Raw genomic sequence first — 15,165 nt, forward strand, 5'->3', positions numbered from 1 at the left:
CCCGCTCAAGGGTAGGTTTCCCACGTGTTACTCACCCGTCCGCCACTCACGTTAAGAGAACAAGTTCTCCGTCAGTGCGTTCGACTTGCATGTATTAGGCACGCCGCCAGCGTTCGTCCTGAGCCAGGATCAAACTCTCATGAAAGTTAATTTCATAAGCCTAATTGACTCATTTAAATACTAGCTAATTATGATTTTATACTGATCATACACAGTTTGTCTCGAATTTAATATTCGGGTTGTTCGTTTATACGAACCCCTTACACAAATTGGTGTTTGTCTTTGTTCAGTTTTCAATGAGCTTTCGTTGTCTTTTGTTTTTCAAGCGACAACCTCTATACTTTAACAGAGGATTAAATCAATGTCAAGCATTTTTTAATTTCTTTTAAAGTTTTTTTCAGCTGTTCGTCTTTTATGTCGTAACAGCATAAATTATAATATCATCTTTGTGCTGAGCTGTCAATCACTTTTTAGGAATTTTTTTAATTCTTTAGGTTCGATTAACTTTTCCGTTATCAGCAACGTGTAATAATTTATCATAGGCGCCTTACCCTTGTCAATATCTTTTTTCAAATTTTTTAAGCGATATTATTTCTTTTGATTTTTTTACTTTGTATAATAGAAGGTATTACTTCACTATTATATTATGGAGGCTTATTATGACTATTTCCACTCAATGGTTTCAACCATCTGATATTCCCCAACTTTTTGAATCAACTGTCGGAATTGAGAAGGAATCCTTGCGCTTGGATAACCAAGGTAATTTCTCCCAACACACCCATGATAGTGGTGGTTTAGGTGGCCGTGACTACCATCCTTATATTCAAACTGATTTTGCCGAAGCCCAATTAGAACTAATCACTCCCCCGCTTAAACAAAATCAAGATTTGATCAATTGGTTAGCTGGGCTTCACCAAATAACGGCCGCAGCATACCCAGAAGATTTGATTTGGCCCGCTTCCCCCCCCGCTAAGCTTAACTCTGATCGCGATACTATTCCTGTAGCCAAACTTTCCAATTCTAAAGAAGTAGCTTACCGCGAACACCTAGTTCAGGTTTACGGCAAAGATGTACAACTGGTTTCTGGTATCCATTACAATTTTCAAATTAAACCACAACTGGTCCATAAGCTAGTTGGCAGTAGATTTCCTTCATTTATTCAAGCAACTAATCAAATTTATTTTGAATTAGGTCGTCGTTATTTCCGCTATCGTTGGTTACTCACTTATTTATTTGGGGTCAGCCCTTATGTTGATTCAACTTATGAAAGCAAACTATTTGGCACCCCTCCTCAAACCATCATGCGGTCAATCCGCCAGAGTCGGTATGGTTACCGCAATGCTAATTCTATTAACATTGATTATAGTTCACTTACTAGTATGATTGAATCCATTGAAAAGGCAGTGAATGATAACTTTCTTTCATTAGAAAAAGAACTCTACCGGGATGTGCGTTTTCGTGGTGGACAAAAAGTCCGCGACCTCCTTTGCCAGGGGATTAAATATCTTGAGTTTCGTAATTTTGACTTAAATCCCTTTACTCCCTATGGTATTACGAAAGACCAAATTGACTTTATTAAACTTTTCCTCATTTCACTTTTATTCTTAGAGGGCGAAACCGATGATGCATCCGTTAACTTAGGTAATCGGTTAAACCAAGCCGTCGCTGAAGCTCACCCACAAACACCTTGTCCAGACCTTGAAGAAGGTAAACTACTTTGTCAAAGCATGCGAGAAGTAGCTCAAGTACTAAAAGAAAACAGTCAAATCGATTTACTTCCTCTAGTAGAAAAAGCAGAAGCAGCCCTAGAAGATTCAAAGCTAACCCTTGCGGGTCAATTAATCAATGAGTGCCCTGATCCAGCTAACTTTTTAGCTTGGGGTTTAGAACAAGCTAGGGAATTTAAGCAGGGATATCAAAAGCGGCCCTACCATCTTCATGGCTTTGAGAATTTCGAGCTTTCTACCCAGGATGTTATCAAAGAAGCTTTAAAAGTTGGTTTGAAGCTTGAAATAGTTGATCCGATGGATAATTTAATTAAAGTAAGCCATCAAGGACATCAAGAATATATCCGTAATGGAAATATGACTGCTAAAGATTCTTTGATTTCATATTTTCTAATGGAAAACAAGGTAGCAACCAAAGAAATTCTCAAAGAAGCGGGGATTTATGTCCCGCAAGGGCAACATTTTAATGAGATAGACGAGGCAAGTCATTATTATCCTTTCCTACCTGAACAAGGCTTTGTGGTTAAGCCTAAAAATACCAATTACGGCTTAGGAATCTCTATTTTTAAAACCCTTCCTAGTCAAAGCCAGTATCGCCAAGCCTTAGAAATTGCTTTCGAAGAAGATAACACCATTTTAGTAGAAAGTTTCGTACCTGGAGATGAATTACGTTTCTATGTCCAAGCAGGTGAAGTCCTTGCTGTTTGTGAGCGCCAGCCTGCCCAAGTAGTAGGTGATGGAAAACATACCATCAGCCAACTGATAGATCAAGCTAACCAACATCCTCTACGCGGACCTAAGCATTTCGCTCCAATGACCCTATTAGAAAAAGGGAAGACAGAAGCCCTCCAGTTAGAAGCAAACCAGTTAAGCTTTGAAAGCATCCCCGACAAAGACCAAGTCGTTTATTTACGAGAAAACTCCAATGTTTCTACCGGCGGTCTTTCCATTGACCGTACCGATCAAGTCTATGACGATTATAATGCTATTGCTATTCAAGCGGCTGAAGCGTTGGGAACCACCTTCTGTGGAGTCGATATTCTGATTAAAGATTATACCGCTCCGATTAAACAAACAGGAGATTATGGCGTAATTGAAGCCAACTTCAACCCCGCCATGTCCATCCACCGTTTCGTAGGCCAAGGTCAGGATCGTTATTTAGGCAGAGCAGTCTTACAAGAACTCTTTCCTGAGCTGACTTGGCCCCAGTAAGCCAACTATCATTCAAAGACATAAAAGGACCTAGTTGAAAAGAGATTTTAACTCATCTCTTTTCAACTAGGTCCTCTTTATATTTATACAATCTTTGTTAACTATTCAAAAATTAAGTTGGCCAATTCTTCCGCACTAATGTCACCTAAGTATTTATTCAAGTTGACATCTTTAAGCGCATCAATAATGGCAGCTTTTTCGAATTTTACCCCGTTTAATTTTTCTTCCACGTCTTTAATATCACCTAGACCAAAGAAGTCACCAAAAATTGTGGCATCCACAATTTCACCTTGGCTCACATTGAAACGGAAATCAACAAAACCAAATGGGAATTTATGACTCTTTTCATAATCAAAGTCAGGAGATTGGCCATAATTCCAGTCCCAGTTGCCCATCCGTTCGGCATGGATTTTCTTCACACCTTCCCAAATTTCATCGGTTAATTTGAATTCTGGCACTTGGTCACGTGACTCTACACCAAAGATTTCAAGTAAAACTAAGTCTCTGAATTCTTCAGTGGTTAAATTTTTATATTTATCATCCACAAAAGGCTTAATATTGGTCACCCGTGAACGGACAGATTTAATTCCTTTAGATTCCACTTTTTCTTTCCGTGGTTTCAAGGCATTATTTACTTCATCTAAGTCAGAGTCAAACAAGATCGTTCCATGGGCTGTCATCCGGCCATCTTTAGCATACATGGCATTCCCAGAGAATTTCTTACCGTCAATTAACAAGTCGTTACGACCTTGTAATTCTGCTCCAGTGGCACCCATTTTATGGAGGGCGTCAATTACAGGCTTGGTAAAGGATTGGAAGTCACGGAAGGACCCATCATCATCTTTAATAAAACAGAAAGAGAAATTACCCCGGTCATGGTAAACCGCGCCCCCACCAGACATCCGGCGAACCACTCGGATTCCTTTTTCTTCAATATAAGGCTGGTTGACTTCTTCAATGGTATTTTGGTTACGGCCAATAATAATTGAGGGGTCATTAATATAAAATAAAAGGATGGGTTCATCGACTAAACGGTTTTCGACCAAATAAGTTTCTAGGGCAATGTTCATCGAAGCATCGTAGACATTTTGATTATCAACAAAAATCATATACTTTCCTCTTTCTAGTTATAAGACTTAAACATTTTCTATAATGGTTTGGTAAGCCGCTTGATCGAGCTCTTCAACAATGGCTTGAACTAATTGAACGGTATACTTGAAATCATCTTCATGGATAACTGACGTATGAGAATGTAAATAACGAACCGGTACTGTAATGGCAATCGATGGAATACCATCCCGCGTTTGGTGGAATGAACCGGCATCGGTACCACCCCCTGGGATAAAGGTATATTGGAAAGGAATATTCCGTCGTTCAGCTAAGTCAGTGACAAATTCCCGTAAACCTTTATGACCAATCATAGACCCATCTTTGATAATGACTTGGGGGCCTTTGCCGAGAATCGAATCAGCTTCTTTCTCAGTCATACCTGGTGTGTCACCGGCAGTCCCTGTGTCTAAGGCAATCCCAATTTGAGGATTCACTAAGTGAGCAGCGGTTTTGGCACCACGGAGACCAATTTCTTCTTGCACGTTTGCCCCAGCAAAAATCACATTAGGATGGTCATGACTGTGAGTAAATTTTAAAACTTCCACCGCTACAGCCATCCCAATCCGGTTATCCCAAGCTTTGGCTAATAAGAATGGCGAATCTGGATTCATTCGCCGAGTTTTAATAAAAGGAGTAATCATATCCCCCGGGCGAATACCCCAGGCTTCAACTTGTTTCTTAGAAGTCGCACCCACATCAATAAAGATGTCATCCATATCAATTGGCTTCTTACGAGCTTCTGCGTTCAAAACATGGGGCGGTTTGGATCCGGTTACCCCATGGTAGACATCTCCTTTACGGGTGGTTATTTCAACTTCTTGAGCTAGGACCACTTGGCTCCACCAACCACCAATGGTGGTAAATTTAATAAAGCCTTTGTCGGTGATAGATTGAACCATAAAGCCCACTTCATCCATATGGGCCCCTAACATTAAGGTCGGACCATCCGCTTGGCCTTCATGCTTAGCATAAATAGAGCCTAAGCCATCTTGGACAAAGTCTTGACTATAATCCGCCACTAAGTCTTTGAAAAGCTGACGCACTTGGCCTTCATTGCCGGCAATGCCTCGAACTTCGGTTAAATCAACAAGCATCTTATCAATTGTCATTTAAATCCCCCTTTTTATTTCCTAAATTGTAACAAATTAATGAAAATATTTCACCTCTAAGGACTAAGGGTCAGTCAAACCTAAATCAAAATCCTGATTTTGAATCACCCGAAGAATGCGGGCTCGTTCAGGCTTGGCTTAGGATACCTTATTCACGACGTAATGACTAAAGTTTTCAGCCCTACGATTGGAATCACGGGTATCATAATAATGGGTCATGGCCTGGTCGTAATCGCTGGTAGCAGGTAAAATATCCTTATGATAAGGGTAAGCTTTTTCACCCACTTTAAATTTTAATGACATCCGCGGCTTCAAGTCCGGCTGGTCATCTGGATAGCCGAAACCCAAACCTAAAATGGGAAAGGTCAGTTGAGGTAAGGCTAATAAATCGATGACCGCTTGGGGATCATTTAGGATTAACCCCAAAAAGACGGTTCCTAAACCGTCTGCTTCAATGGCATTCACCATATTTTGGGCGGCTAGCCTAGCGTCGACAGCCCCTTGGTTGAAGAAGTCCATCGTTTTCAACTTGGTGGCATCTTGCTCTTGGGCGGCCATAATTTGAGCATTCCGATAACAGTCTACCAAAAAGATAAACAATTCTGGTGCATCCGCGATATAAGCCTATTTACCAATTACTGCTAGAGGCGTTTTCAACTTAGGGTCCGTAATCTTAATCACGGAATAGGCCTGTAGGGCATTGGACAAGGCAGTTTGGTTCATCACCTGCAAATAAATCTGAACTTACTTGTCCGGAACTACCCGTTCTTTAAAAAATCGAATGGTGTGATGGTCCAATTGGTGTTGAGGTGTCTGATTCACACCACCGCTTCTTTCGATATAAAAATCGTTCTTTGCTTAGATACTTGTTTGATTTTTTTGATACCACCATGGTACATAAAAATAAATAAGGGCTAAATCAACCAGCAGCCAAACCGGAATAATCCACCACAAACTTGCCAGATGATCTAAATGGCTAAGGCAAAGGACCAGACTATAGGCTAGCAACTGACTTCCAAAAATTAAGAGCATAGTAATTTGAAAAGCTTGAACTTGTCTCTTTTGATGGTGGGGATAGATCCGTTGAAAAGGATGGTAGTCATAGGTATGAATCAAAGGAAGTAATTGAATGATTGTCATTAAACTACCTAGGATACCCAAACCTAGTAACAAGTAACTTGAATTCGTAAATAACAATAAAAATGCAATAAAAATCAAGATTTTCAACCAGATGGAAGCATAAGCAGAATTCCGTACAAGTAACCGCAAATATAAATAATAGAAGCGGTTAGGATAAAGCTTACTTAGGGGTTGGATTAAGTAATCCATCCAAGGTAAGCGACGAATACTTGGAGTCCGGGTAGGAACATCAGCAAAAATCGAAACCCAGCGATAAAAAGTCGCTTGCCGCTTTGCTTCCAAGGCAACCACATAATCAAATTGCATTGGGTAATAATTAATATTTTGAAAAGCCCATAAGAAATAAATAAAAGTAATGGCCACAGGTAAAATTAACATCCCTAAATCCCAAGTCTTGGGTAAAAGACAAGAGATAAACAAAATAATCGTAAATATAATAGAATAAGCTGACCGTCCTAATTGCCGACTTTGATAGGCTAAACCCAAATCAAAAGCAGATAGGTAAACCATCAAGTAGTCTGCCACTTTCATCAGCCAAACCAAGGCAATAAATAGCCAAACCGGATAATGAACCCACGGGCTAACTAACTTCAGAAATGGATAGACTAAGAAAGAGCCAAGGGCTAAGTAGATAAATGGTAAAAAGAGTGATGACATAACCCACTTAAACCAATAAGGATGCCACTTTTGACCTTGAGCAAATAAATAAGACCGGTCTGCTTGCTTAGTAAACCACATGGGGTGGCCCATCTGAAAAAGACCGCCAATCAAGCCGGTTGCCACAATAATAACTGGCAACCGTAAACTTGATGCTTGTAAAGTCTGTAAATGTCCGAGCAAATCACGGTAATAAATAGCACCAAAAGCTAAGAGAACCATGAGAATCACTGAAAAGTGATCATTAATAATCAAACGACTATACTTGCCTACCTGGTCAATAAAGTATTTAAACCGAGCTTTGCCTAATTCTTCTAGACTAGTCATGACGGTCACCTGCTTGGTTAGCTTCCTTGAGTAAGGCTTCTTTGGGCTCGAAACCACGGCCAATTTGGCCTTGGGCCATGGCAATATAAATATCATCAAGATCTGCATCCGCTAGTTCAAACTGAGCCTGCAAATCACTAAGACTACCTTGTCCGACTAGGTGGCTTTGACTAAGTAAGAGGTAACCATCACAAAAGTCAGCCGTCGTCGATAACATATGCGTGGTCAGTAAAACCCCACAGCCTTGGCAGGCCTTATCCTTTAATAATTGAATAAAATCTCGAATAGCGATTGGGTCTAAGCCAAGGAAAGGTTCATCAATAATAAATAGCTTGGCATCCGTCACCAAGGCACAAGTTATCATGACTTTCTGTTTCATCCCTTTTGAAAAATGAATGGGAAACCAATCTAAATGTTGATCTAAGCGAAACATTTTCAATAAAGGCATAGCCCGTTCCATCACGGTTTCAATGGCTAAGCCATAACCCAGTGCAGTCATCTCTAAATGTTCTTTTAGGGTCAACTCCTCATATAAAATTGGCACTTCGGGAATATAAGCAATTTGGCTAGCATAGGCTTGATGGTTTTCATTGATGGTTACCCCACCCACCGCCACCTGACCTTGTAAAGGTGGTAAAAGACCTAGAATCGTTTTCAGTAAAGTTGATTTCCCAGCACCGTTTAAACCAATCAAACCCAAAATCTGACCAGCAGCTAAGGTAAAATCAATATCTTTGATAACAGGAACACGGCGGTAGCCCGCATTTAAATTTGTGACTGTTAATAACATGTAACACCTCTTCATTTAAGCTCTCTTTTACTTAATTCTTTTAAATTATAGCATATTCTTAGATTGTAATTCTAACGATTGTTTCTTAGAGACGTCCCTTAGCTGAGTCATGCCCCCATATTTTATCGAGATAAAAGTAGAATTTGTTTAAGCATACAAGGTATAATAATATTATAAGAGTTTAACTATTTGAAAACTTAAACAATTGGACGAGGCTTAATAAATTTATCTACCTGGAAAGTAGGCGTAATCCTTGTTTTTACAAATCTACCATGGCTTTATTATGACTAATATCATGGTCTTTATTTTAATTTGTACATCTGGCATTAATCAATATATCTTGGAATTGTTATAGTTTCAACTTTTATTATTTTTCATTTTGGGTATTATCTCTTTAATAGCTTACTGAACTACATGAAAAATACATAAAGCGTGAGGCGAGGTAATAATTCATAGTTTTAATTAGGAGACTCCTTGATAAAAGTTCACCGGTTCATCACAAAAAAGCGGACCCAAGTCTGGCATTCCACTGATAGATAAAAGAAGACACTTTAATAAATCAAAATCAAAGTTGGTCGTTCCTCGTTCCCTGGCCACCCTATCGTTTAAAGTATTTTATAAAGAATTGACTGGCAGATGGTATAAAAAAATAACCTTTTTTGAAAATAGTCACTAAGTACTCATTCAAAAAAGGTTAGAAATGGACGTTGAGGGGTTCGAACCCGCGACCCACGGATTAAGAGTCCGTTGCTCTACCAACTGAGCTAAACGTCCGAATGCAATATTTAATTATACACCGCTTTATAAAAAAAGCAAGCGTTTTTTAAATTTTTTCCATAATTTGAAATAAGCTAAGCAAAAAGCTTATAATAAAGACTAAAGAAAGAGGGATTAAGCATGAAAAAAATCGGTATTCTTACCTCAGGTGGCGACGCACCTGGTATGAATTCTGCCATCCACACCCTAGTCAAAGGCGGCAAGCAAATAGGGATAGAAGTCCTCGGTTTCAATAAAGGTTATCAAGGGCTCATTGATTTAGACTATCAAGTCCTTGACGTCAGTAAAAGTGAAGCCTACGAATCAAGAGGCGGTACAATATTAGGAACTTCTCGCTGCTTAGATTTTCTTAAACCGGAAGTCCGCCAAGCAACCGTTGCTAAAGTCAAAGACCTTGGCTTAGATGGACTCATTGTCATCGGGGGTGAGGGTTCCTACCAGGGGGCATTAGCCTTGCATCAATTAGGTCTAAATACGATTGCGGTTCCCGGTACGATCGATAATGACATCGCCAACACAGATCAAACAATTGGTTTTTATACAGCAGTGAAGTCAGTGGTCGCTATGGTCGACCAAGTAAAAACAACGGCTGCTAGCCATGAATTTATCTTTGCCGTAGAAGTTATGGGCCGGCGAGCTCCTGACATTGCCTATTGGGCCGGCAATGCCTTAGATGTTGAAGGAATTATTTACCGCCCTGAGGATATGCACTTGGAGAAAGTCCTAAATCAAATCAAGCGCTCCCGTCAACAAGGTAAAAACTACCAAATTTTCATTGTTGCAGAAGGAATAAGTTCTGCCCAGAACTTTGTTGATTGGCTTAAACCTCATCTAGATTATAATATCCGACCCTTGAATCTTGGCCACGTTCAAAGAGGCGGCGCTCCTGCAGCCTTAGACCGATTATTAGCTAAAGGATTTGCAGAGAAAGCCTTAGCTGCCCTCACTGAAGGCAGCAGCGGTCTCAATGTAGCCATCAAAGGTCGCCATATCTTACTACAAAAACTTGAAGAAACCATCACAGCCAAAAAAGAATTAGTCCTCCCCTACTTTTTTTAGTCCTTTATTTTAAAATAATTCCCCAGTCACATCTTTTATAGAAAGAGATGACTGGGGAGTTTTTATCTTATATATCGATTTCTAATAAAATAGGCGTATGGTCTTGCCGGGTTCCTGAATCAATAATTTCTGATTGAATCACCCGGTCAACCGCGCGGTTGGAGACGAGCCAATAGTCAATTCTCCAGCCAGAATTATTAATCTTAGAGGTCTTTACACGTTGAGCCCACCATGTATAGGCCCCGGTCACATCACCATGGAGATGACGGAAGGTGTCCGTAAAGCCATGAGCCAGTAATTGGGTAAAACCAGCCCGTTCTTCATCGGTAAAACCAGCTGAATGATGATTATTCTCAGGATGGGCCAAATCAATTTCGTGGTGAGCGACATTAAAGTCACCTGTGGCGAGGACAATTTTATCTTGGTCTAAACTCGCCAAATAGGCTGCATACTGTTGATCCCAAATTTGACGATCTGCTAAGCGTTTGAGGGCATTGCCAGCATTTGGCGTATAAACTTGGGTAACATAGAAATCATCAAATTCTAAGGTAATCATCCGGCCCTCAGCATCCATGGGACTTGGTGCTTCAATTTCAGGAAAAGTCACCTTAGGTTCTAAGTCATGCTTGTACAAGAACATAGTTCCCGCATACCCCTTACGGGCTGGCTCTTCAGATGACCGCCAGACTACCATGTAGTCCTTAAAGAGGTCTGCTAGGATTTCTAAGTGTTTTTGCGTGGGGCCTTTGGCTGATAATTTAGTTTCTTGAATTGCAATAATATCTGGGTTTAAGTTTAAGATTGTTTGCAGAACATCCCGGGATAATAAAGCGCGATTCGAGTCACTGGTTAAGGCTGCATTTAAGGAATCAATATTCCAAGAAATTAATTTCATCTACGTTTCACTCCTATTTTTCTTTCATATTTTATCCTACTTCATCCACTTATGCACTGCAAGCACTTTGCCGTAAGTAAAAGTGAAAGTTTTACTTTCCGTTTAAATTTTAAGACTTAAACCCTTTAATATAAAAAAGAAGCTGGGCAAACAGTCCAACTCCTTCTTCTCAAAAGGTCGTCACCTTTTGGCAAAAGTATATATTTATATAATTAAGGTATCAATTAAAGTCCTAAATGTCCTTTTACAAGATCTTCGATGGCTTGCATGTTTTCTTTCACATCACCATCATTAACCATGATTGTTTCTAATGCAGTTTCAATTTCAGTGAAGACTTCACTAGAACCTACATAAGGAACTTGTGCACGGCCATATTCCAATTCTTTAGAAGCAGCTTCCATTAAAGGATTTTCTTTAAGGTAGTTTTGCCATACGTCTGATTCTTCACCAGATTTAGTGATTGGTAAGTAACCGGTCTTAGCAGCCCACTCAGCAGTATTTTCAGTTGATAATAAGAAAGCCATATATTGAACGGCTGCTGCCTTTTCTTCGTCTGAGGCTTGAGAGAAGACACCTAAGTCGTTACCAGCAAACAAGGTTAAAGGATTACCATCTGCAAAAGTAGGGATTTCTGCAGTTGTCACATTAATACCAGATTCTTTAATACCATCAAGTACGAAAGAAAGGCCAGCAGATGAACCGATATACAAGGCAGTTGCACCTGAAGCAAATGGGCCTGACATATAACCATCTTCACCCGCTAGACGAGCATGGTCATCTGCAATCAAGTCTTTAATGAATTGTACTGGTTCAGTTGCTTTATCAGAAGCGATATCTGTCGCTGATTTATCGTCTGCAATCCAAACAGCACCATTTTGACGAGCCATAGTTTCAACTTCCATTGAAATTGAATTTTCTAAGCCCATAGCTTGTTCTTCTTTACCCGCTTCATCTAATTTTTCACCTAAGGCTTTCACATCGTCCCAAGTTTTAGGAACTTCTACGCCTAGTTCATCTAATAAGTCTTGGTTAACATACATTACCCGAACAGATTTAGAAAAAGGTAAACCATAGACTTGATCGTCTAAGGTAACCCCTGTCATAAAGCCAGGATAAATATCATCCAATAATTCTTGTGAGAACCCATTTTCTTCGGTTAAATAATCATTTAAAGGTTCAGTTAAACCTTGATCCATGAAGTCAACCACGGTTGACGCGGTTAATTGAGACATGGTTGGTAGGTCACCAGATACTCCGGCACCCATTACTTTTTGTTGTAACACTTTGTAGTCACCTTGGTTTTCAAGAACGACTTCTACTTTGTCTTGGGATTCATTGAATTTATCCGTTAAGGCAGTTAAAGCTTCTTCATGCGCACCATTCATTGCATGCCAGAAAGTCACTTGAGTTTTTTCTTGGGCAGATGCAAGCGGGCTGAAGCTACTTAAGGTTGAAGCAGCGACTAAGGCAGCGGCAAAAAGTTTTAATTTTTTCATTTAAATTTCTTCCTCCTAAATGTTTATCCTTTAATACCAGACCGAGAGATACCTTGAATTATATACTTTTGCAACAATAAATATACGATAACCATTGGAACTACAACCAGTGTCGAAGCGGCCATTAATAATTCAAATTGGGTGCCCGCTTCGGTGGTAAAGGCTTGTAACCCAACAGGTAACGTACGTAAATTTTTATCATTCGTGACGATTAAAGGCCACATGAATGAATTCCAAGAGCCGATGACTTTAAGAATCATCACCGCTACTACGGAAGATTTAGACAGAGGTACCAGAATTTCCCAAAGAAAACGCCAATCGCTACAACCATCGGTTTTAGCAGCATAATATAGGGCATCAGGTACACTTTCAAACGATTGTTTCAAAGTAAATACTGTAAAGACTGAAGCTAACCAAGGAATGATTAAAGCCCAATAAGTATTAATCATATCTAGCCGAGCCAAAGTCACAAAGTTAGGAATCGTCATTAATTCACCCGGCACCATCATAGTCGCTAGTAAAATTAAGAAGAGAATATCTTTTCCCCAGAATTTTAACTTAGAAAAGGCATAGGCTGCGAGGATAGAAGTAAATAATTCACCCACAGTACTCAAGACAGTAACCAAGACTGAGTTTAGAAAATAACGGAAAAATGGCGCGGCTTCAAGGGCTCTTTGGTAGTTGGACCATAGCCATTGCGAAGGCAACCAAGTTGGTGGCACTTGAATAGCTTCCCCCCCCGATTTAAGGGAGGTGGCTACCATCCAGTAGAAAGGCAGGATCATCAAGAAACCACCTAAGATTAAAAATGTATATAAAAGAATATGTTTAAGCTTTTGTTTCATCCTAGTCTTGTCCTCCTCGTTTAGCAAAATATCGGTTACCCATATTTTGAATCAAGGTTAAGACTAGCACAATCAAGAATAGGATAATCCCTGAGGCAGCAGCTTGACCATATTTAAATTGGGCGTAGAATTTTTGGAAGAGGTAATAAACCATCGTTGTGGCCGACCCGGCAGGTCCTGGTCGTCCTGAGAAAAGTGCAAAGACCTCATCAAAGACCTTAAAGGAATTAATAATCCCTACAATTGACAACAAGAAAATAGTGGGCCGTAATAAGGGTAAGGTAATATTTTTAAAACGTGACCAGGTATTGGCCCCATCAACCTTAGCTGCTTGGTAATAGACATCATCAATATTACCTAAGCCTACTAAAAATAGGAGGATATTAAAACCTAAGCCCTTCCAAATGGCCATGATAATCACCGCTAACATAGCGTTCTTAGGCGAATTCAACCAGTTAATCGGATCAATACCAAGAAAACTTAACCCATAATTAATTAAGCCATATTTTGAGTGGTAGAGCCAAGACCAAACCACAGAGATGGCAACCGTCGAGGTCACAAAGGGTAAGAAATAAATTGACCGGAAGAAGCCTTGCAGCTTAGGAATTGAATTAAGCATGATAGCAATCGCCATGGAAATGATGATTGAAGCCGGAACAACACCTACGACATAGAGCATGGTATTTTTGATAGCTTTAAAAAACTTAGGATCAGACAAAATGACCTTATAGTTGTCTAAGCCAACCGAGTCCATTTCACCTGTGATCATGTTGTAGTCAACATAAAATGACATAGCAATGGATTTAAAAATTGGATAGACCGTAAAAATCCCAATAAAAATCAACATCGGAAGCAAATATAGCAAGGCATGAAAACTAGACTTTAGGCTTGCTTTTTTATTCATGAGCCTGGTCAGCCTCCTCTACTTGGCTGACTGATTCTTGTAAATCAGTTATGGCGCCAGCAATGTCATTAAGACTAACAGCTTGACCTTGGGCGTCGAAGGCTTGGATATGGTCTAAGTCAGCCGTCAAATAGATTTGATCACCAGCTTGTAATTGTGTGGCATTTAAATCAGAAACGACAAAATGCTCATGGTCTGCTTGAACATGGAAGGTAATATCTTTTCCAACTTGTTCAATCCGACTAATCACCCCTTGAATCAGATGTTGGCCTACTTGGGTAAATTTAAAATGTTCAGGCCGAATTCCCAAAGTGGTCCAATTTAGACCAGCAAGACTAGCTTGAGGATTTAAGGCTGGCGAGGTCTTGGTAAAGGTATTGATGGCCGGCGACCCGATAAACTTGGCCACAAATAAGTTTTTAGGTTGGCGGTATAAAGTAACAGGGTCAGACATCTGTTGAATCTCACCCTTATCTAAGACCATAACGTGGTCGGCAATCGATAAGGCTTCTTCCTGGTCATGGGTTACGAAGACCGTCGTCACACCAGTTTCTTGTTGGATACGACGGATTTCTTCCCGCATTTCAACCCGGAGACGGGCATCTAAGTTGGATAGGGGTTCGTCCATTAATAGGATATCCGGTGACTTAGATAAGGCCCGTGAAATAGCCACCCGTTGTTGTTGGCCGCCAGATAGCTGACGTGGAAATTTATCTAATTGATCAGCAATATGAGTTAATTCAGCCATCCGTTTGGCCGTTTCAACCCGTTCTTTCTTAGGCACCTTGGCCATTTTTAAGGGGAACATAATATTATCTAACACGGTCATATGCGGATATAAGGCATAATTTTGGAAAACCAGCCCTACTTCACGTTTAACTGGGTCGAGCTTAGTAACATCTTGATCATCAAAATAAATATGACCAGATGTTGCTTCTAATAAACCTGAAATCAAATAAAGCGTGGTAGACTTCCCACAGCCACTGGGTCCTAGGAAGGAAATGAGTTCTTGACTTGGTAGGGTAAAATTAATTCTATCCAAAACTACCTTGTCATTAAAGCGCATGGTAACATCTTCAAATCTAACTTGCACGTGTGTATGCCCCTTTATTTATTT

Annotated in this window: 12 protein-coding genes, 1 tRNA gene and 1 rRNA gene; 2 read left to right on the forward strand and 12 right to left on the reverse strand. The window is 40.0% G+C overall.

Annotated elements, in window-relative coordinates; genetic code table 11:
* Positions 1-145, reverse strand: a 16S ribosomal RNA gene (locus G396_RS0103745); the annotation flags it as partial.
* Positions 146-659: 514 nt separating this feature from the next.
* Between G396_RS0103745 and gshAB the strand changes: the two genes are divergently transcribed.
* Positions 660-2,939, forward strand: a complete 2,280-nt coding sequence (gene gshAB, locus G396_RS0103750) for a bifunctional glutamate--cysteine ligase GshA/glutathione synthetase GshB (RefSeq protein WP_028125089.1) — start codon at positions 660-662, stop codon at positions 2,937-2,939.
* A gap of 101 nt (positions 2,940-3,040) precedes the next feature.
* Here gshAB and lplA read toward each other — a convergent pair whose 3' ends face one another.
* The 6 genes from lplA to G396_RS0103780 form a co-directional block, all read right to left on the reverse strand.
* Positions 3,041-4,048, reverse strand: coding sequence for a lipoate--protein ligase (gene lplA / locus G396_RS0103755; protein ID WP_006419049.1), 1,008 nt, complete (start codon positions 4,046-4,048; stop codon positions 3,041-3,043).
* Between the two features lie 27 nt (positions 4,049-4,075).
* Positions 4,076-5,158 (reverse strand): M42 family metallopeptidase, encoded by a 1,083-nt coding sequence (locus tag G396_RS0103760; protein ID WP_028125090.1) that lies wholly within the window; start codon positions 5,156-5,158, stop codon positions 4,076-4,078.
* Positions 5,159-5,296: 138 nt separating this feature from the next.
* Entirely contained in the window at positions 5,297-5,758 is a 462-nt protein-coding gene (locus G396_RS10080; RefSeq protein ID WP_282705426.1) for a nitroreductase family protein, read from the reverse strand.
* Between the two features lie 258 nt (positions 5,759-6,016).
* Positions 6,017-7,282 carry an ABC transporter permease gene (locus tag G396_RS0103770; protein ID WP_028125091.1) on the reverse strand — a complete coding sequence of 422 codons (1,266 nt, stop codon included), beginning with the start codon at positions 7,280-7,282 and terminating at the stop codon, positions 6,017-6,019.
* Positions 7,275-8,072, reverse strand: a complete 798-nt coding sequence (locus G396_RS0103775) for an ABC transporter ATP-binding protein (RefSeq protein ID WP_028125092.1) — start codon at positions 8,070-8,072, stop codon at positions 7,275-7,277. Before G396_RS0103775 ends, G396_RS0103770 begins: the two co-directional genes overlap by 8 nt.
* 701 nt (positions 8,073-8,773) lie before the next feature.
* A tRNA-Lys gene (locus tag G396_RS0103780) sits at positions 8,774-8,846 on the reverse strand.
* 123 nt (positions 8,847-8,969) lie between these two features.
* Between G396_RS0103780 and G396_RS0103785 the strand changes: the two genes are divergently transcribed.
* Entirely contained in the window at positions 8,970-9,908 is a 939-nt protein-coding gene (locus G396_RS0103785) for an ATP-dependent 6-phosphofructokinase (protein WP_006419040.1), read from the forward strand.
* Positions 9,909-9,975: 67 nt separating this feature from the next.
* Here G396_RS0103785 and G396_RS0103790 read toward each other — a convergent pair whose 3' ends face one another.
* The 5 genes from G396_RS0103790 to G396_RS0103810 form a co-directional block, all read right to left on the reverse strand.
* Positions 9,976-10,803: an exodeoxyribonuclease III gene (locus G396_RS0103790; protein WP_006419014.1), complete on the reverse strand. Its 828-nt coding sequence runs from the start codon at positions 10,801-10,803 to the stop codon at positions 9,976-9,978.
* 224 nt (positions 10,804-11,027) lie between these two features.
* Positions 11,028-12,299, reverse strand: a complete 1,272-nt coding sequence (locus tag G396_RS0103795; RefSeq protein WP_028125093.1) for an ABC transporter substrate-binding protein — start codon at positions 12,297-12,299, stop codon at positions 11,028-11,030.
* Positions 12,300-12,322: 23 nt separating this feature from the next.
* A complete protein-coding gene (locus G396_RS0103800) occupies positions 12,323-13,144 on the reverse strand; it encodes a carbohydrate ABC transporter permease (protein WP_028125094.1) in 822 nt (273 codons plus the stop codon).
* A 1-nt stretch (position 13,145) separates the two neighbouring features.
* The gene (locus G396_RS0103805; protein WP_028125095.1) at positions 13,146-14,048 is read right to left on the reverse strand and encodes a carbohydrate ABC transporter permease; all 903 of its coding nucleotides are present in this window, start codon (positions 14,046-14,048) and stop codon (positions 13,146-13,148) included.
* Positions 14,041-15,141 (reverse strand): ABC transporter ATP-binding protein, encoded by a 1,101-nt coding sequence (locus tag G396_RS0103810; protein WP_028125096.1) that lies wholly within the window; start codon positions 15,139-15,141, stop codon positions 14,041-14,043. The genes G396_RS0103805 and G396_RS0103810 overlap by 8 nt, the downstream gene beginning before the upstream one ends.
* Positions 15,142-15,165 lie beyond the last annotated feature (24 nt).

The organism is Eremococcus coleocola DSM 15696 (assembly GCF_000428865.1).
Classification (GTDB): Bacteria; Bacillota; Bacilli; order Lactobacillales; family Aerococcaceae; genus Eremococcus; species Eremococcus coleocola.

What these genes read in the sequence shown, in the direction of transcription:
- gshAB (WP_028125089.1), top strand. Translation starts at nt 660, where the DNA reads ATGACTATTTCCACTCAATGGTTTCAACCATCTGATATTCCCCAACTT.
- lplA (WP_006419049.1), bottom strand. Translation starts at nt 4,048, where the DNA reads ATGATTTTTGTTGATAATCAAAATGTCTACGATGCTTCGATGAACATT.
- G396_RS0103760 (WP_028125090.1), bottom strand. Translation starts at nt 5,158, where the DNA reads ATGACAATTGATAAGATGCTTGTTGATTTAACCGAAGTTCGAGGCATT.
- G396_RS0103770 (WP_028125091.1), bottom strand. Translation starts at nt 7,282, where the DNA reads ATGACTAGTCTAGAAGAATTAGGCAAAGCTCGGTTTAAATACTTTATT.
- G396_RS0103775 (WP_028125092.1), bottom strand. Translation starts at nt 8,072, where the DNA reads ATGTTATTAACAGTCACAAATTTAAATGCGGGCTACCGCCGTGTTCCT.
- G396_RS0103785 (WP_006419040.1), top strand. Translation starts at nt 8,970, where the DNA reads ATGAAAAAAATCGGTATTCTTACCTCAGGTGGCGACGCACCTGGTATG.
- G396_RS0103790 (WP_006419014.1), bottom strand. Translation starts at nt 10,803, where the DNA reads ATGAAATTAATTTCTTGGAATATTGATTCCTTAAATGCAGCCTTAACC.
- G396_RS0103795 (WP_028125093.1), bottom strand. Translation starts at nt 12,299, where the DNA reads ATGAAAAAATTAAAACTTTTTGCCGCTGCCTTAGTCGCTGCTTCAACC.
- G396_RS0103800 (WP_028125094.1), bottom strand. Translation starts at nt 13,144, where the DNA reads ATGAAACAAAAGCTTAAACATATTCTTTTATATACATTTTTAATCTTA.
- G396_RS0103805 (WP_028125095.1), bottom strand. Translation starts at nt 14,048, where the DNA reads ATGAATAAAAAAGCAAGCCTAAAGTCTAGTTTTCATGCCTTGCTATAT.